This window comes from Parasphingorhabdus sp., from assembly GCF_059726685.1.
In genome coordinates this window covers 3,243,053-3,261,211 of the sequence record NZ_AP041068.1, presented here as the reverse complement: position 1 = coordinate 3,261,211, position 18,159 = coordinate 3,243,053, and the positions used below count along the sequence as shown (strand labels likewise).

Genomic DNA, 18,159 nt, shown 5'->3' with positions numbered 1-18,159 from the left:
CCGACGCGTTTCAAACCGGCCATCTGCGATGGCGAACAAGCCAGAATGCGGCACCTGCTGCAGCACCAATTGGACCAAGCGTGGCATAATCCTCGATGGCACGCATCATCGTTATCTGGTCACCGCGGAACAGGACCGGGATCCCGGCTGCAGCTCCGGTAAAGAGAAAAAACCACAGCCTTGTGATCTTGTGGATTTCAGAAACAAGTATCGCGACCAGAGCGACAGGGGCGGCAAGAATCCCTGCCATGGCAGCGAACACAGGTAGATAGCCCGCCTGGTTCGCGATATCCTCACCCCAGGTCACGCCTTCCATAAGCGGTTGCCCGATCGTCATGATGCTGGAAATCAAAAATATCCCGAGCGAGGCGGCGAGGCAGGCGGCAAAATAGGCGAATGCAATGCGGATTAGTACCTTTATGCTTGTCATAATGGCGGCCAAAGTAGGTTCCTCTCTTCACGGGTTCTTTGCACTAGCATAGCCCGGTCTTGACCGGCGGCGAATGGTGTAAAGACACCATTGTCGGCTAAGGAATGGAGGTCGCTAGCAGTTCAACTCCATCCCAATACTGAATGCCTATGCATCATACAGTTTGGAGGATAACCAGTATTCCGTCTTTTTTTGACTGGGTCTAACGTTCGCTTTTGAGATGAAGCAGCCGCACCTCTAATATCCGCTTTGTGCGCAAAAGCGGATATTAGAAATTTGGAAAAGCCGGAACGGTCCGTCTATCGAATTCTGACGGGGGATATTTTATTGTATCAGGGGCTGGCAAGCAGCTGCGTATAATGTAAATCAACCGAAAATTCTCTCTGATCAGGATTTCCCTATGCGCATTCACGTCTCATTTCTTATATTACCGTTTCTGTTCCTCCTTGCCGGCTGCGGTGGCCTAGTCTCGGAGGACACGGATCAACGGGGCGAAATCGCGCCAATATTGACAAGTGAAGAAGCGTTTGATGATCAGACTTTTGCGAAGCCGCAAGAGGCGCGTGTGACGCATATCGACCTGGATCTGGCGATGGACTTCGATGCGAAAACTATCGGCGGGACGGCCACTCTGGATGTGCTAGCGGCGGATGAGGCAAGCGAGATTATACTCGACTCCAATGGCCTTCGCGTCTCTGCGGTCACGGATGAAGCTGGCAATGCTCTAATGTTTGATCTTGGCGAGACGGTCGAAGGCAAGGGCGAACCCTTGACCATCCAGCTTCCGGCTCAGAAACTGGAGCGAGACGCCGAACTGGCAGAGGGTGAACTTGCCTCAACACACCGGATCGTGATCGAATATGTGTCTGCTCCTGGAGCCGAGGCCTTGCAGTGGTTAAGCCCGGAACAGACAGCTGGTGGCAAGCATCCCTTCATCTTCAGCCAAGGACAGGCCATCAATAACCGTACTTGGATTCCGACTCAGGACAGCCCCGGAATCCGTCAGACATGGCAAGCGACCATCTCGGCGCCCGAGCCTCTGAATGTCGTCATGAGCGGTGTGATTCAGGGCGATCCCGAACCAGAGGACGGGAACCGCCGTGACTTTCGCTTCGTGATGAACAACGCGGTCCCTCCATATTTGATTGCCATTGCAGCGGGTAATATCGAATTTCGGGAGCTTGGCCCGCGTTCAGGAGTATGGGCAGAACCCGAAGTCATCGAAGCTGCTGCGCAAGAAGTCGGCGACACAGAAGAGATGATCGACGCTGGGATTGCATTGTTCGGTGACTATCGCTGGGGTCGCTATGACATGATCATCCTGCCGCCAGCCTTCCCCTATGGCGGTATGGAAAACCCGGTGATGACCTTTCTCACACCGACATTCATTGCGGGTGATCGCTCTAACAATGGGTTGGTTGCACATGAATTGGCACATAGTTGGTCAGGAAATTTGACCACTTATTCGAGCTGGCGCGATGGATGGTTGAACGAGGGGGTCACGTCCTATTTCGAGAACCGTATCGTCGAAGAAGTCTATGGCAAAGAACGCGCCGAGCAAGAATATGCTCTCAGCTATGCCGGTTTGGTCGGCGGCATCGATGATATCGGAGCAGACAGTCCCAACACAGCCATGCGCACACCCGATGCAATAAGCCCGTTCGATACCAAAGGCTTCGCGATTTATGACAAGGGGACAGTGTTCCTGCGCACGGTGGAGAATATCATCGGCCGCGAAAAATTTGATGCCTGGCTGACCCAGTGGTTTGACAGTCACGCATTTGAGCCGGTGACATCCGAAATGTTCCTGGCTGATCTGCGCGAGAAGCTGATCGGTGACGATGCTGAACTGGAAAAACGATTGATGTTGGACGAATGGGTTTATGGCACCGGTCTGCCGGAAAACGCCTGGAAACCCGATCCGCAGGCCTTTGCTGAAGTGGACGGCGCGGTTGCAGCTTATGCGAACGAGGGAACGCTGCCCAATGTCGATGGCTGGCGTGACTGGACGGCGGCAGAGCAGCGACGCTTCCTCGAGGAACTCCCTCAGGAATTGTCTGAGGAGCAACTGGCAGCAATAGACACGACCTTGGGGCTTTCGCAAACTGGCAACAATGAAGTGTTGTTTTTGTGGCTGGAGGCAGCGCTAAGCAATGAATATGGTCCGGCCGTCCCGCAAGCCGAACGCTTTATGGCAACAGTGGGGCGCAATAAGTTTGTCAGCCCCTTGTTCACAGCACTCAACGAAACGGATTGGGGCAAGCCGATCGCTCGGCGCATCTATGCCGAAACGCGTAGCAGCTATCACGCCTATACGCGCGGCAATGTTGATAAGACACTTCAATATGAGGGGTCTGCGGGAACTGCGCTGTCAGACTAAACGTGCCTTGTTGAAAATCAGGCAAGCCGGGATAGGGTGAATTCATGACCAAGTGTCCACTTTCGGGATATTGCAGCCTCCATGAGAATGATCGAAATTGGGGCGCTTAACTGATCAGCGGGTTTTGAGTCGATAGGATTGCCAGAGCGGAAAGAAGGTTATGCATTCTTACTTGCTGACTTTCGCAAAACCACTCGATCAGCGAGGCTAGCGAGACAGGGCGACAAAATGAGATACAGGAACAGATTGGCGGCTTAGCTTATCCGGGGAGGCTAGCGCTGCCTTACCCAACCCCTAAAATTTAAATCAAGAGCATTCGCTCTGACAGCAGCCTTGAGGTAGCACCATCAAAACTTGATCCGCACCCCGGCCTGTCCGCCGTAGCTCGTATAGCCGCCTGAGACATCGGCCTGCGCTTCGATAAAGCCGCTGAGCGGGCCGTTGCCGAACAATGTCATGCCCGTCTCGATCCTGCCATATGTGCCTATCTCGTTGTTCGTCAGCGCGATTGCATCTGGGCCGAAGGAGAAGTTAACCGGAGCGCCATCTTCGAATTCATGGACTACGCTGGCGCCAAGGTAATAGCCAATCCCCGTGCCATTGGCGCGCTGGCTCTTGCCTCCCAGGCGCAGGCCAGCAATGCCGCGCAAGCCGTCAATATTGCCAAAATCAAAGCGGATGTCCTCTATCACTATGTCATCGAGACTCGTTTCCTGATAATCGAGGCTTACCTGCGGTTCGATAAAGAAGCCATCATTGCCAAACCGGTATCCGACCTGAGCGCGAATACCCAACGCATCACCATCGGCGTCACCTTGGAAACCACCAGCGCCGGGATCATTCAAATTGCCGCTGATCATATCATATTTGATCAGTCCATCGGCGTAGAAGCCGCCTGAACTATATGATGCTGACAGACCGATATTGAACACTTCAAACCGCGCGCTGTTGCCGCGTGAAGCAAAGCGAACGTTCGAGCTGAGATAGCCGGTGGTAACGCCAGCCGCGAAGCCGTCACCCGCTTCAGACGCCAGATCATAGCCAGCTTGGAGGCCGAAGAAGTCTTGGCTGTAATCGAGATCATTTGCGGTCGGCAACATCAGGCCAGTGCCCATGGTATCATCTTCGCGATTGGCGACATTGCCATAGAAGGTGAGCCAGTGCGGCGAGACGTTCTCGGCGTCGAGTCTGGTGCTCGCACGGTGCTGAGCCCAGGCATCGGTGCTGCGATACCACAGCGATTGCGCGCCTTCAGCGAGCTTGGCCCCTTCCGCCACGGACGATGTGAAGCGGCGTGAGATGAGATAGTCATTGTTCCCCGCATCAAAGGTCAAATCAAGCGCCACAAACGGCGTGAAACTAAGCGACTGGGTCGCAAGCTCAAATGCGCCCTCAAGGCTGCCACCAGTTGCATCGACCAGAGTGATCGCGTCGCCCAAACCTGCTCCTGCAGAAACATCATTGACGAGAATGCTGGTGGTACCGCTTGCCGCGCCGCCGATAATCAACTGGTCTGCCGTACCGGCAAAGTCGACATCGAGCGCCAGCGTGCCATCTACGCCGACAAAGTCGCCATCAATGCTGAGGCTGCCTGAAGCAGCCTGACCGACAAGGGTGATAAGCCCAGCGCTCCTGAAAGTTTCAATACCAATTAGTGATGTCGCCGCCTCGGCAGCTACCGTGCCGCCAGCAAGGTTTTCAAACATATCCGCGCCCGCGCCAAAGTCGCTGGTGCCGCGCACTTGGAACAGGCCAGAGTTTGTAAAGCTGTCATCACCACCAGCAAACTGAACAGGGCCCGCAACCGTACCGCTGTTTGTAAGCGTTACCGGGCCGGTGTTTGCCCCGCTCACGGTGAAGGCGAAGGTTCCGCCAGACAAAGCGCCACTATTGTTGACCGAAACCGCTCCGCCCTCGGTCGAGATGTCGAAACCATTGGCCGCGCCAAACGTCATACCGGTGAGACCTGCGGTAACGGTTCCAGCACCATCCACGGTAGCTGCAATCCCGGCGAGCGAGCCCATGACGTCGCCAACACCGGTGAGCAGAATGTCACCGCCTGCACCGCCAGTGGCATCGGCCAAAATGCCATTGCCGCCAATTCCGGTGATTGCGTCAACATCGCGCACAGTGATTGTGCCGCCGCTGGAGGCAAGGTCCAAACCGTCGCCCGCATTGCCTTGGATAAGGTCAATATTGTCGACAGTCAGATCGCCGCCAGCCGAAACCAGCATCATGCCATCCGCTGCGCCGGTAATAGTGCCCGAGCTGCCCTGAACCATGATATTTGCTGCCGCGCCGCTCGAGCTAGCAGCAATGCCCAGGGCAGCAGTGCCGGTCACATCGGCTGTCGATGAGAGTGTGATTACTGTCTCTCCAGTGGCTGCCTGCGCCGAGATACCATTAGTGCCACCGGTAACGTCATCGACCGTGATGGCGAGCGTCCCGCTTCCGTAATTGCGCGCATCTATTCCTGCAGCGGCGCCTGCGACAACGCCGCCAACAGTGTTGATCGTCACGCCGCCGCTTGCCGAGGCATTGCCCTGAGCAAAGATACCCTCGCCGGTCGTCCCCGTCACATCGGCAGTCGTAATGGCAAGCGCACCGGTACCATTGTTTCTCGCGTCAATGCCTCGGTTTCCGCCGCTGACACTGCCTGCACTGCTGTCAATGATCAGGTCTGTGCCAGCATTGCTCGCTAAGATGCCATAACTGCCCTGGCCGGTAACATCAGCAGTGGTGATCGAAACTTCACCCGTTCCACTGTGATCGGCAAAAATTCCGAAGGCACTGGCAACCACCGTCCCGGCGCTGCTGTCAATTATGAGATCAGAGCCGGTACTGAAGGCAGCGATACCGGATTGAAAGATCAATGGTGCCCCAACTGTCGTTGCGCTCACATCGCCCGTCGTGATTGTGGTGCTTCCGCTGCCAGTATTGGTCGCCAGAATACCGCTGGACAAAGTGGCTGTGACAGCACCGCCGGTGCTATCTACTATGATGTTGCCCAAACCGTTGGTGCTGGCATAGATACCCAGTTCACCAGTCACTGCACCATTGGTTGCGAGGCCGCCAATGTTGATGTCTCCGCCATTCGCTCTAGCAGTTATTCCCCGATCATTAATTGAGGTGATATCCCCTACAAGCCCGCTGCCCTGGATCGAGATATTGCCGCCATCTGACACGGCCAGAATTCCGTCTCTACCCGTGCCGGTGATCGCATCAACCGCGGTGACCGTGATGTCGCCGCCAGCAGAGTACAAGTTCAACCCTTCGCCCATCTGGCCGGTCACGCTGTCGAGATTATCGACGGTGATAACACCGCCCATTGATCGCACATACATGCCGTTGGTTGCGCCTACTACGTCGCCAGAACTGCCCTGAACGGTGATCGCACCGCCCGTGGACCGCGCATCGATCCCGGCTTCAACCAGGCCGGTGACTACTGCAGTTGAGGCAAGTGTGATCGTCGTCGCGCCCGTGGTCGCATTGGCATCAATGCCTATGCCGCCACTGACCTGGTCGACCGTAATGTTGAGCGCGCCAGCATTTTGCTGATTAGCATAGATACCCGAAACAAGACGGCCGAATGTGCCTAACCCTGTTCCGCCGGTGACGCTGCCTGCACTGCTGTCGACAATCACGTCTGTGCCACTGCCGCTGATCGCAAAAATGCCATCATAGGTGGCACCCGTAACATCCGCCGTGGTCAGCGAAAGCGCACCCGATCCGCCATTAATCGCAATAATGCCGTGTGTAGCACCACTAACACTGCCTGCATTGCTATCTATTGTCAGGCTCGTGCCGATGTTAAGCGCCATGATACCATCAGAGCTGGCACCCGTCACATCCGTTGTGGTGATCGAAAGCGCCCCTGATCCGAAGTTGTCCGCAAAAATGCCTTTGCCGCCACCGCTAACGCTGCCCAAACTGGTGTCGATCGTGATCGAACCCGAACCATTGGTGTAAGCAAAAATTCCATCGTCACTGGCGGTGATATCGCCGTTGCCGGTGATGGTAATCGCTCCGCCAGTACCCCCGCCCGCATATGCGGTGATACCATTACCACTCGTGCCGCTAATATCACCGGTCAGACCATTGCCGGTGATCGCAATATCGCCGCCATCGCTATCGGCCAGAATGCCATCGCCGCCGGTGCCGAGCACCGTATCCACCGCATTCACATTGATCGCACCGCCAGCGGATGCGAGGTCCAGACCATCGCCCGCATTGCCGGTTACGCTGTCGAGCGTATTAACGGTAATGTCGCCACCCGCTGAGCGGACATACATGCCATCGGTCGCGCCCATGACGTCGCCGGAACTGCCCTGAACCGTAATCGCACCGCCGGTGGATTGCGCATCGATCCCGACGCCTGTCAGGCCAGTGACCACTGCGGTCGAGGCCAGGGTAATCGTCGTCGCACCCGTTGTCGCATCAGCATCAATGCCAATTCCGCCGCTGACCTGATCCACCGTAATGTTGAGCGTGCCTGCGCTTTGCTGATCTGCGAAAATGCCCGAATAAATACGTCCCGAACCACCCGCCATCCCTGCCCCGCCGCTGACAGTGCCTGCACTGCTGTCAATCATCAGGTCCGCGCTATTGGACGAGTTGACCGCGTAGATGCCATTAAATCTGGCACCCGTCACATCCGTCGTAGTCAGCGAAAGCGCACCAGTCCCTTGGTTGTTCGCAATAATGCCTCTGTTGCCGCTTACATTGCCCGCACTGGTATCGATTGTCAGATCGGTCCCCGAGGCCCCATTAAGCGCAAGAATACCCTCGAAGTTGGTACCGGCCACATCCGCCGTCGTCAGCGAAAGCGCGCCCGATCCGAAGTTATTCACTTCAATGCCTCTTTCGAGGCCGCTGACGCTGCCCGCGCTGCTGTCGATCGTAAGGTCTGCGCCAAGATTGCGTGCAGCGATGCCTACAGAACTGGTGCTCGTCACATCCGCCGTGATCACCGAAAGGACGCCCGAACCCCGGTTATTCGCATTGATGCCCGAGAAGCCGGTTACACTGCCTGTGCTGGTGTCGATAGCGATCGAACCTGCACCATCGGTGCTGGCAGTGATGCCAGCGCCGCGAATGTCGCCATTGCCAGCGATAAGGATGTTCCCGCCGGGTCCACCATTCGCCTGCGCCAAGATGCCAGAGCCCGCCGTGCCCTCAATCCCCCCGACCAGACCATTGCCGGTGATGGTAATGTCGCCGCCATCGCTATCGGCCAGAATGCCATTGCCGCCGGTGCCGAGCACTGCATCAACCGCATTGACGGTGATTGCGCCGCCAGCTGAGCCGAGGTCCAGTCCATCGCCCGCACTGCCAGTCACACTGTCGAGCGTATCGACAGTGATATTACCGCCCATCGAGCGCACATACATCCCATCGGTCGCGCCAACGACATCGCCGGAGCTCCCCTGCACGGTGATCGCACCGCCCATGGACTGCGCATCAACCCCGGCCTCAACCAAGCCGGTCACAACAGCGGTTGAGGCCAGCGTAATCGTCGTCGCGCCTGTGGTTGCATTGGCATCGATACCAACACCACCGCTGACTTCATCGACTGTGATATTGAGGCTTCCAGTGGTTCGCTGACTAGCGCGGATGCCCGAAATGCGGCGACCCGAGAGGTCCGTCCCTGTTCCCCCGCTGACGCTGCCCGCGCTGCTGTCAATCGTCAGGTCGGTGTCCGTACCGTAATTGTTGGCATAGATCGCATCGTATGTCGTGCCTGTAACGTCCGCTGTGGTCAGCGAAAGCGCGCCGGGGCCTCTATTGGTCGCCGTAATGCCAAAGGAGTTACCGCTGACACCGCCCGCGCTGCTGTCGATCGTCAAACTCGTGCCAAAGTTGAACGCAAGGATTCCGGTGTCATTGCTCCCGGCCACATCCGCCGTGGTGATCGAAAGCGCGCCGCTGCCGCTATTAAATACGCCAATGCCGCGGGAACTGCCAGTCACGCTGCCAGCGCTGCTGTCGACTAAAATCGAACCCGCGCCATCGGTGCGAGCACTAATGCCGTAGTTACTGCCACTGACATCGCCATTGCCAGTGATAGTGATCGCGCCGCCTACGCCGCCAGTAGCATTGGCGTAAATGGCGCTACCTGCCGTGCCCTCAATCCCGCCCACGAGGCCGCTGCCAGTGATGGTGATATCGCCGCCATCGCTATCGGCCAGAATGCCGTTGCCGCCGGTGCCAAGGATCGCATCGACCGCATTGACAGTGATCGCGCCGCCAGTGGAACCAAGGTCCAGACCGTCGCCGTTCTGGCCGGTTACGCTGTCGAGCGTATCAACGGTAATGTCACCGCCGGCTGAGCGGACATACGTGCCATCGGTTGCGCCCACGACATCGCCAGAGCTGCCTTGAACGGTAATCGCACCGCCGGTGGACCGTGCATCGATCCCAGCTTCAACCAGACCGGTGACAACAGCGGTCGAAGCCAGCGTGATCGTGGTATCGCCCTTTTCCGCATTAACATCAATGCCAATGCCGCCACGGACCTGATCGACCGTAATGTTGAGCGTGCCAGCGCTTAGCTGATCAACAAAGAGACCCGAAAGACGACGGTTTGAAGAGTCCTTCCCCGTTGCGCCGGTGACGCTGCCCGCGCTGCTGTCAATTATCAGGTCGGCGTCCATGCCAGCGTTGACCGCATAAATGCCATTAGAGCTGACACCAGTCACATCCGCCGTAGTCAGCGAAAGCACGCCCGATCCAAAATTGCGCGTATCAATACCTCTGATTTCGCCGCTGACGCTTCCGGCGCTACTGTCGATCGTCAAACTCGTGCCAGAGTTCAAAGCAACGATTCCGGCATCATTGTTCCCGGTCACATCCGCCGTGGTGAGCAAAAGCGCGCCCGATCCGATGTTGGACGCAAAGATGCCACGGACGCCCGTCACTCTACCCGCGCTGGTGTTGATCGTCAGAGCTGTGCCACTATTGTCCGCAAAAATGCCATCGGCGCTATTAGTCGTCACATCCGCAGTTGTGATAGAGAGCGCACCACTGCCACGGGTCTGTGCACGAATGCCGTTGCCGATTCCGCTGGTGACGCTGCCCGTGCTGGTGTCGATTGTGATCGACCCCGCAAAGGCCGAGCGCGCAAAAATGCCATAGTTACTGCCGCTGACATCACCATTGCCGGTAATCGCAATATCGCCGCCATCGCTGTCGGCATTGATGCCATCACCCACCGTGCCTTCAATGCCGCCGACCAGACCGTTGCCGGTGATAGTGATGTCCCCGCTATCGCTGTCAGCCAAAATGCCTATGCCGCCGGTGCCAAGGATCGCATCGACCGCATTGACAGTGATCGCACCGCCAACAGAACCAAGGTCCAGACCGTCGCCCGCATTGCCGGTTACGCTGTCGAGATTATCGACCGTGATTTCGCCACCGCCGGTACGAACATACATGCCATCGGTTGCGCCCACGACATCGCCCGATGAGCCTCGGACGGTGGATGATCCATTGCCCAATCCAGACAACTCAATGCCAGCCCCGCCACTTGCGATCACGGTGCCGACCGTCAAATTAAGGTTCGAATTACCAGTTTGACCGATTGAAATTCCGTTTGTGCCGCCCGAGATGACACCTCCGCTGGTGTCCAAATTAGCAACGCCATCGGTAGAGATTGTGATGCCGTCACCTGTCGCACCCGAGACATCGCCTGTTGTAAGTGAGAGCGTCCCAGAAGTTCGATTTCGGGATTCGATTCCATCCTGTCCGCCGCTGATAGTTATCGAACTGGTATCTAGCGTTTGGCCACCGGACGCGGTGTAGACATTAATGCCATCAGCGCCGCCGATGATCGAGCTCGTCCCTGTCGCGGCATATTGCGTGAGAGTGACGCGGCCCAATGCATCAATGTCGAAGCCATCAGTTGCAGTGCCGCTGGTGTCAACGGCAAATCCATCTTCGATCTCAATCGAAACCGTGCCACTGGTGATGGTTTGCGTGGTGGTCGCATCGCCGCCCGAATCCTGGCAGAAAAATTCGCCTGAAGCAGGTATGGTTTCAACACAGGCATCCTGTGCCATCACTGGACTTGCCCCGGCAAGGATGGCGAGCGGTGCGGCGGACCAGCGCAGCGCGGATTTGGCAAGGCTGGCGAGCGATGCGCGGGGCGCTGCATGGGCATCAGCCAGGGTAAGCTCACTGCCGGCTTCAACTATCCCGAGTTCAGGGGAATAGCTCACCGCTTGGCCGCTAACCTTTGTAATGCGTCCACCGCGCAACATGCCAAAGCCGAACCAGCTGCGCCGGACCCGTTCATTTTCACCGAGAATATCAGCGATTGCTTCACCGTCAGTTTTACGCACAAGATCAGTCATATTGCCCCTAAGACCCCGCCGGGTCGCAATTTAAATTAGCCTGTCGATATGTGTGGAGCCGCCTTGCCTCAAGCTTGCCCCCAAAAAACCCCGTTTTGACCTTTCCCCCATGAGTTACACCGGGTATTGGTTCGTTTACGCAGGGGCAGTATGAGAGTTTGGCCTTTCGACAGCCGAGGTAACAACCAGCCGAATTGCTTCAGGAGGGAAGCAGCTTGATCTATAAATTTAGTGTGTTCGCCTATGATAGCGACCGGTTTGAACTGATCGACTCGAGCGGCGAGGAAGTCCCCCTGCAGCCGATGACCAAGGAACTGTTATACCTGTTCCTTCAAGCGGGCGTGGGGCAGCTTCTAACCAAGGGCACAATCATTGAGCAACTATGGCAAGGTCGGCAGGTTTCAAACGCCGCGCTGCTCAGTCAGATCAAGACTTTACGTGCGGCGCTGAACGATACCGAAAAGCCTCGCCAGATCATCGCCACCGTCCACGCCAAGGGTTGGCGGCTCATCCCTGAGGTGGAAATGGTGCGCGAACGCTCGGTGGCTACAACGCCTGTTGCTGGTGTGGATGCACCCAGCTCCGAGCTGGTTGGAGAGAAGCCATCAATTGCCGTGCTGCCGTTCCGGATCATCGGCGACGCACGTTCGCCCAACGCATCCTTTGCCGAAGCCTTGCCAGATGACATCATTTCCGCGTTGGCGCGTCTGCATATGCTGCGCGTGATTGCACGCGGTACCAGCTTCCAGTTTGGCAATGGCAATATCGCCCCGTCAAAGCTGCGCACGGCACTGGGCGTCGATTATTGCGTCAGCGGCGCGATCGAGCTGGGCGGAGATAATCTTGTCGTTCTGATCGAACTCGCTGATACATGTGATGACAGTGTCGTCTGGTCTGAACGGCTTGAATTTGATCCGCGTGCTGTCCACGAAATCAGGGAACATGCAGTCGGGCGTGTGGTGCATGAGGTTGAGCGGCAAATCCCGCGCAATGAAGCAGAACGATTGCGGATTTCAGCATCGAAGGATCTGACCGCGTGGCAGGCCTTCCACATGGGTTCATCGCTGATTTACCGCCGAGGGATAACCAATATCGAGCGCGCGCAGGCTTATTTTACGCGCGCTGTATCCATCGATCCGGATTTCGCTCGGGCACATGCCGCATTGTCTCACACTTATTGGTGGCTGCTGCTCCAGCGGACATTGCATGATCCGGGCGATGCGCCGCAGTTAATGCGCCAGTCGGCTGAGGCAGCAGTCGATGCCGATCCGGATGACCCGTCGGCAAACTTGGCGATGGGCAAGGCGCTTTCGCTCGGCACCCAACCCGACCAGGCACCGGAATGGCTGGAACGCGCGATTGATCTTTCACCCAGCTATGCCATGGGCCACACGCAGGTAGCGGCCTATCATGCCTTTGCCGGGCCGTATCAGGAGGCGATGGAGCATGGCGCGTTGGCGCTTAAGCTGAGCCCGCGTGATCCGATGCGCTACAGCACATATGCTGCGCACGCGATTGCGCAGTTCAATCTCGGCGATATTCAAGCAGCGGCAGAGTGGGGGCGTCGCGCACAAAGCGTACCACATGAAGACTTGATGATAATGGTCACTGCGCTTTGCGCGGTGTTTTTGGCCGGAGACAAGCAGGAAGCAGCACAGATCGCTGGCAAGATTCGCAGTGTCTTTCCGACCGTCACCATCTCGGGGATTGAACGCTCAAACCCTGCCATGGGCGATCAGGTGCGCCCGGTCGTCCAAGCAATCCTTAGCGCAAATGGATTTCACTAGGCCGTCTTAATCGGCCTATGCGTTGACCGTTGCATGCGATCGCGCAGGTGAGCCTACTGCTCGATAGTGATAAGTGTCCCAGCATCGGTCGAGCTTGGTGAGACGGTCATCGGGCAGCTGAACCCTTCGATCAACTCAACATCATATAGCTCGCCAATATCACCATCAATCCGGAACCAATCGACGCAGGTGCCCGTTTGCAGATCAATCACCTGGACCCCGCACCACGGCTCGCTATCGGCATCTTTCAAGCGTTGATCGAGCTCAAGCCCCTCAAACCTTTGATAGCGTGGCCGCGACAGGCCGACAAACGCCAATCCTCCATGGAATGAGAGACCGCGCAAAAAGCCAGGACAGAAGGTGAGCGGTTTGAACGTGCCCATCTTGGCTTTACCGTTTGGCAGCTCGACACGGCCCAGTTCGCCCGTGCCCGAATTCAGCACCCACAGCTTGCCATCATGCCAGCGCGGCGAATGCGGCATGGATAGTCCTTCGCAGATAACGGCCTTCTTCTCGATATCGATCACCACGCCGCCATCGCCGCGGCGATCGCGCCAACCATCGATTGTGTCGGACTTGGAAACGGCGGTGACATAGGCGGGCTTGCCATCGCGCATCGCCAGACCGTTTAAGTGGCAGCGATCCTCATCCACAATGTCGCTGATGAAAGGTGGTCGCCAAACAGGCTTGAACGAATGCCGCTGCGAGACGGTGGCCAAGCAATTGTAGCGCGTGTTGACGAACACCAGCTCGCCATCCTTCTGCACGCCGACATCATGCGCATCGAGCTGACCAGTGGTGTAGATGGTGCGCGGCATGAAGCAGGCGTCATAGGTCTGATTGATCCGCTGGTCGGCATCCAGCACATTCTCCAGCCGCATCACCTGCGCGCCCGCTGTCAGCACCAGGCGCCCCGGCCCATCTGCGCATAGTCCCATCGGCTTGGGCATGCCCGACTGGTGCAGCTGCGGATTACCTTGAGGCCCGCTGCCCAGCATATAGAGAAAGCTGGACTGATAAGAAGTGAAAGCGAGTGCGGCCTTGAGCTCAGCCAGCCGCGCAATAATCCCGCCTGACAGCGAGTAGGAAACCTTGGGCGGTGCCGCACCAACCTGGCTTGCTGCGACCTGTTGTCCTTGGCCCGTCATTCAATTCCGCCCTGTATATATAGTGGTCAATTGGTAGTTGCAGCGATAACTGGCCGATAAATTTAGTGCTGTAAAGACTGGCTATGTTGGCGTTCAAAATACCGGTTCCATAAAACCGCCCCATTTCGAAGAGTGCACGAGCGCGAATGCATTGCTGGCGATCGAGAAGGAACCGGATTGCCAAATCTGCTTCTGGTTGAAGGGATGTTGGGACCGATCTTGGCGTTGAAGTTCCATGGCACGCGGTTTTCAGCTACAGGATCAAGTTTTGAGTATATCATCTTCATTCTTGGAGGCCGGAATGGCCGCAGAGAATGTCGGCTTTCGAGAACTAAAATATTGGGAGTCAATGTCTCGAATGGGGCGCAAAGCTGCCATTCGTATTGAAAACACCTTTTTGCCGGTTTGAGACTGAGGTAGTTATTTCCGCTCAAAGTTCCGCGCAGTTCAGTCTCTGTATTTGGAACTAGGAATATGGCGCGCGCAAGTCGCCGAAAAGACGCGATAAAGTCGCGCCCAAAAAGAGTCCAAGTTATTGATATAATTTAGAAAACTGCGTGGTGACCCCTACGGGAGGGCATGCAATAAATATAAAAAACATTGAAATTATTCAATAATATGCTATTAGGCTACATAGCTACCTAGAAACTGTGATACAATACTGTGATACAATCGATTTGATCAACAAGTCCATTCCCTACATAAAAAGGCGTGGCGAAGTCTTTCAATATGTCCGGCGTATTCCGGCAGACATTGTGAATGACTCTTCGATATTTGAGATATTCTTTGGCTCCAAACCAGTATTTAGGAGATCGCTGAGGACAAAGTCTCCAAATGAGGCTCAGATCAATAGCCTCGCTATAGAGCGCGAATTTGATTTGTTGATCAATCAAGCTCGCCAGCAGATCACAAAACCAAGCTCCTTAGTCAGTGCGGCAGTCAGTCTATCGCAGAATGGGGCGCTAGATGCTTTGGTCATATCCAAGTTCGTAGAAGACCGGTTGCAAATTCAACGATTAAGCTGGCAGCGTGATTTTGCTTGGAGCGCTATCAATATTCTAAATAAACAGGCGCTGGATGCCAAGATTGAAAGGCGAGCTGAACAACGCTCAATCCTTCGAAAAAGATCAGCTGATTCAGCGTACGATCCGCTTTCAGATAAAGAGGCGTGGAGTCCGGTTCAGATCGCGAGAGATTTTATCGGCGACAATCGATTTGGCACAGATGAAACTTCGATGGAATTTGCAGCGTTGGTACGGGCGATTGTTGATCAGGAAGCAAAATTAGATGACCTGATAAATCAGATGATAAAAGGTGATGCAGTTCCCGAAATGCCTTCAAGCGGCATGTGGGCTAAAAAAAGCGAATTGCCTAACGATGAAGAGGCAACACCTTTATTCAGCAAAGTGGTGAAACAGTTTGAGGGAATCTCTTCTCTTCGGCCCCGCACAATTAAAAAATACCGTAGAGCGCAATCCGAGTTCATAAACGTCGTTGGTGACAAACCTATTGGGGCAATCTCAAAGTCCGACATTACTAAGTTTATGGATGAGATATCCAAGCGCAGAATAACACGCGGCAAAGAGCTGCTTCAAATAACCCAGGGTACACTTCAAAGCTACAAAGTCGGTGTTTCCGCGCCACTAGAGTTTGCAATTGACCGCGATATTATTGAAGGCCCCAATCCTTGTGGAGGGATAAAACCAGCGCGCTGGTGCGTTGAAGTTGATAAACTCAAGATACCAGCAAAGCGCCCATTCTCGATCTCTGAACTGCAAAGGGTGTTTGCTCATCCTTGGTTTGCCGGCGTTCGTTCGAAATCTAGATGCTATGATGAAGGTAAATTGCTGCTGAATGACATGAGATATTGGGCTCCTGTTGTGGCAGCTCATACTGGGATGCGTGCGGGCGAGTTAGCAGGCTTAGAAGTAAGTGACGTTAAACTTGAGGACAAGTTTCCTCATATACATTTAGTTCCCAATAAATTCCGAGGCACGAAAAATGGAGAAGGACGTTACATTCCGATATTGGATGTCCTTATTGAACTTGGTTTCGATAAGTATCTGACTGGGCTTTCAAAAAGAGGCGAGACCAGATTGTTTCCTGATTGGGAATATCCAGGTGACGACTCCCTAGAGGCTGAAATTGGTGATGAGTGGGCGAATACTAAATGGATTCGAGCATTCAACCGATCCGTAATAGGAAAAACATTTAAAGAGGATTTTCGAGATCTATATCGTTCGCCAATAAGTTTTCATAGTTTTCGCGGTTCGTTCAAAACTTTACTGACACAGGCTCACCCTGGATTACTTACAAACTCTGTGATCGGGCACTATCAGGATGCCTTGGATCGAGCTTATTTGTCCAAGCAAACCCCTGCAGAATTATATCCTGCATTTCATGATCTGAGATACCCAGATCTAAAAATACCTTGCCGTAGGCATTTAGTCTAACACGGAAATTAATCTCAGGATTCTTTCAATGATTGGCAATAAGTGAACCCAACCAAACGCATAATGGCGGCCAGCCGTCGGCATGAGGCAGAGGTCTTTATCCTATATCGGATAAGGGATACCGTGAGAAAGCACTTCATTAGATCCCCCGCCAAAGTATCTAGGATTTTACGCGATGCAGTAAGTATGAAAACGGGGGGACAGGATAAGCTGGTACAAGATAGTGTTTATAAGATTATTAGGAGTAAGGATGGGTGGGGAGTGTATGGAGGCAAAGAGTTTCCAATAGAACCCTTTGGTGATGTTAAGTTGATACCGCGTTGGAAAGACTTGACCCCATGGATGAAGGCTCAAGTTGGTTGCATGGCTATTGCTCTTGATCAAACTGCAACCGCAAAGCCAAGGTTCATCTCATTAACCATCACCTCAACGCCAGCCTGCTTAAACGATTTCAAAATCAGCCCGGCAATCAGAGTTTGGGTGAGATGGTACGGAACGAGTTTGGCCGGCAATGCCGTAAACATTTCGGTCGTCCGATGAGTTTCTACTTTGTCATTGAAGAATGGGATCGCTCAGGAACCAAACAGGTTGAACCACATATTCACGGCTCAATTGAAATCCCGGCGCTTAAAATTCCTGACACTCTTCACGGAAATAGTCGCAATGCTTTGAAGAGAATTGAATCGAGGAAAGGACTGTATGAAGCCCAGCGGGTTTATGGTCTACGTATCTTAAAGGAAGCATCGCTCCGCGTAATCGGTGCGAAATTTAAACGACCACCTAAAGGATGGATCCCCCAGAAAAGGCAGTCCCACTTTGTTAAACCCTTTGGATCAATACATCAGGGCGTCAGTTACGCGTTTAAGAACGTAGACAAAGAGGGAAAGGAGCTCAGTGATCAGCGACTGTATAACAATCGAGTGTTCCAACAGAATGCAAGAGAACTATGGGGTCATATATCTGGTAAGACCGGTTGAATTGCTCGGTCGAATAGGTTGCAACCTGTACAATCAGCTTAGAATCAAGGAAAACTCTGAGAGATCGGTCACTTTCTGCTATTTTGGTTGTCGTGGGTTGTCATAGGTTGACATTTTTTGGGCCGTTTCAAATGCATACACTTAGCCCGTATAGTGGTTCGTATCTAACGCCATCAACTCGCATGTTGATCAAGAATATGTCGATGGTGAATGTCCAGCGCATACAGTTGGCTTTTCCCCAGCACAGCGCTCACAGCGGTTAGCTTGATTGGAGCGTTCGAAGCCGAGTTGCAGGTGCAATCGACGAAGTCTTACAGCGTGCCGGGACTAACGATCCTGATGCAGCCTAAGTAAACGATATTTGAAACGTCAAAGCCATCCATTGGTGCCCTTAGAATACCCAAATCAGGAACTTCTTTCCTACATGGAACATAAAGTGAGCAATATCACTTGATTGAGTCAAAAGGAAGGTTGCTCATGGTTGTCTTGAACAGCTCAATTCTCATCGCACTTGCTTCGGTTGTTGCCAGCCCAGCTTCATTGATCTGGGCACTCAGAAGAAAGCCGTGATTTTTTTGTCCGACGACCGGCTGGTTGCAATGGCAGTCAACACGCTCGAACAAACACTTGCCC

General features: G+C 54.5%; 7 protein-coding genes. 3 read left to right on the top strand and 4 right to left on the bottom strand.

The genetic code is table 11. The features are described 5' to 3' along the window. Positions 1–10: 10 nt before the first annotated feature. Positions 11–430: a hypothetical protein gene (locus tag AC6I9Z_RS15985; RefSeq protein WP_461458853.1), complete on the bottom strand. Its 420-nt coding sequence runs from the start codon at positions 428–430 to the stop codon at positions 11–13. Between the two features lie 400 nt (positions 431–830). Here AC6I9Z_RS15985 and AC6I9Z_RS15980 point away from each other — a divergent pair, with 400 nt between their 5' ends. Continuing rightward, entirely contained in the window at positions 831–2,810 is a 1,980-nt protein-coding gene (locus AC6I9Z_RS15980; RefSeq protein WP_461458851.1) for a M1 family metallopeptidase, read from the top strand. 347 nt (positions 2,811–3,157) lie between these two features. On the opposite strand, the gene AC6I9Z_RS15975 is transcribed toward AC6I9Z_RS15980, so the two are convergent. Beyond that, the gene (locus AC6I9Z_RS15975; protein ID WP_461458849.1) at positions 3,158–11,161 is read right to left on the bottom strand and encodes a beta strand repeat-containing protein; all 8,004 of its coding nucleotides are present in this window, start codon (positions 11,159–11,161) and stop codon (positions 3,158–3,160) included. Positions 11,162–11,376: 215 nt separating this feature from the next. On the opposite strand from AC6I9Z_RS15975, the gene AC6I9Z_RS15970 reads away from it, so the two are divergent. Continuing rightward, positions 11,377–12,948, top strand: a complete 1,572-nt coding sequence (locus tag AC6I9Z_RS15970) for a winged helix-turn-helix domain-containing protein (protein WP_461458847.1) — start codon at positions 11,377–11,379, stop codon at positions 12,946–12,948. Positions 12,949–13,001: 53 nt separating this feature from the next. Here AC6I9Z_RS15970 and AC6I9Z_RS15965 read toward each other — a convergent pair whose 3' ends face one another. After that, positions 13,002–14,096, bottom strand: coding sequence for a TIGR03032 family protein (locus AC6I9Z_RS15965; protein WP_461458845.1), 1,095 nt, complete (start codon positions 14,094–14,096; stop codon positions 13,002–13,004). Positions 14,097–14,773: 677 nt separating this feature from the next. Between AC6I9Z_RS15965 and AC6I9Z_RS15960 the strand changes: the two genes are divergently transcribed. Further along, positions 14,774–16,549, top strand: coding sequence for a DUF6538 domain-containing protein (locus tag AC6I9Z_RS15960; RefSeq protein WP_461458843.1), 1,776 nt, complete (start codon positions 14,774–14,776; stop codon positions 16,547–16,549). A gap of 380 nt (positions 16,550–16,929) precedes the next feature. Here the strand turns inward: AC6I9Z_RS15960 and AC6I9Z_RS15955 are convergent, their stop codons facing one another. Continuing rightward, entirely contained in the window at positions 16,930–17,073 is a 144-nt protein-coding gene (locus AC6I9Z_RS15955; RefSeq protein WP_461458841.1) for a hypothetical protein, read from the bottom strand. Positions 17,074–18,159: the final 1,086 nt, after the last annotated feature.

Coding starts and splice junctions, on each gene's coding strand:
- AC6I9Z_RS15955 (WP_461458841.1), bottom strand. CDS start 17,073: ATGTTTACGGCATTGCCGGCCAAACTCGTTCCGTACCATCTCACCCAA.
- AC6I9Z_RS15985 (WP_461458853.1), bottom strand. CDS start 430: ATGACAAGCATAAAGGTACTAATCCGCATTGCATTCGCCTATTTTGCC.
- AC6I9Z_RS15980 (WP_461458851.1), top strand. CDS start 831: ATGCGCATTCACGTCTCATTTCTTATATTACCGTTTCTGTTCCTCCTT.
- AC6I9Z_RS15975 (WP_461458849.1), bottom strand. CDS start 11,161: ATGACTGATCTTGTGCGTAAAACTGACGGTGAAGCAATCGCTGATATT.
- AC6I9Z_RS15965 (WP_461458845.1), bottom strand. CDS start 14,096: ATGACGGGCCAAGGACAACAGGTCGCAGCAAGCCAGGTTGGTGCGGCA.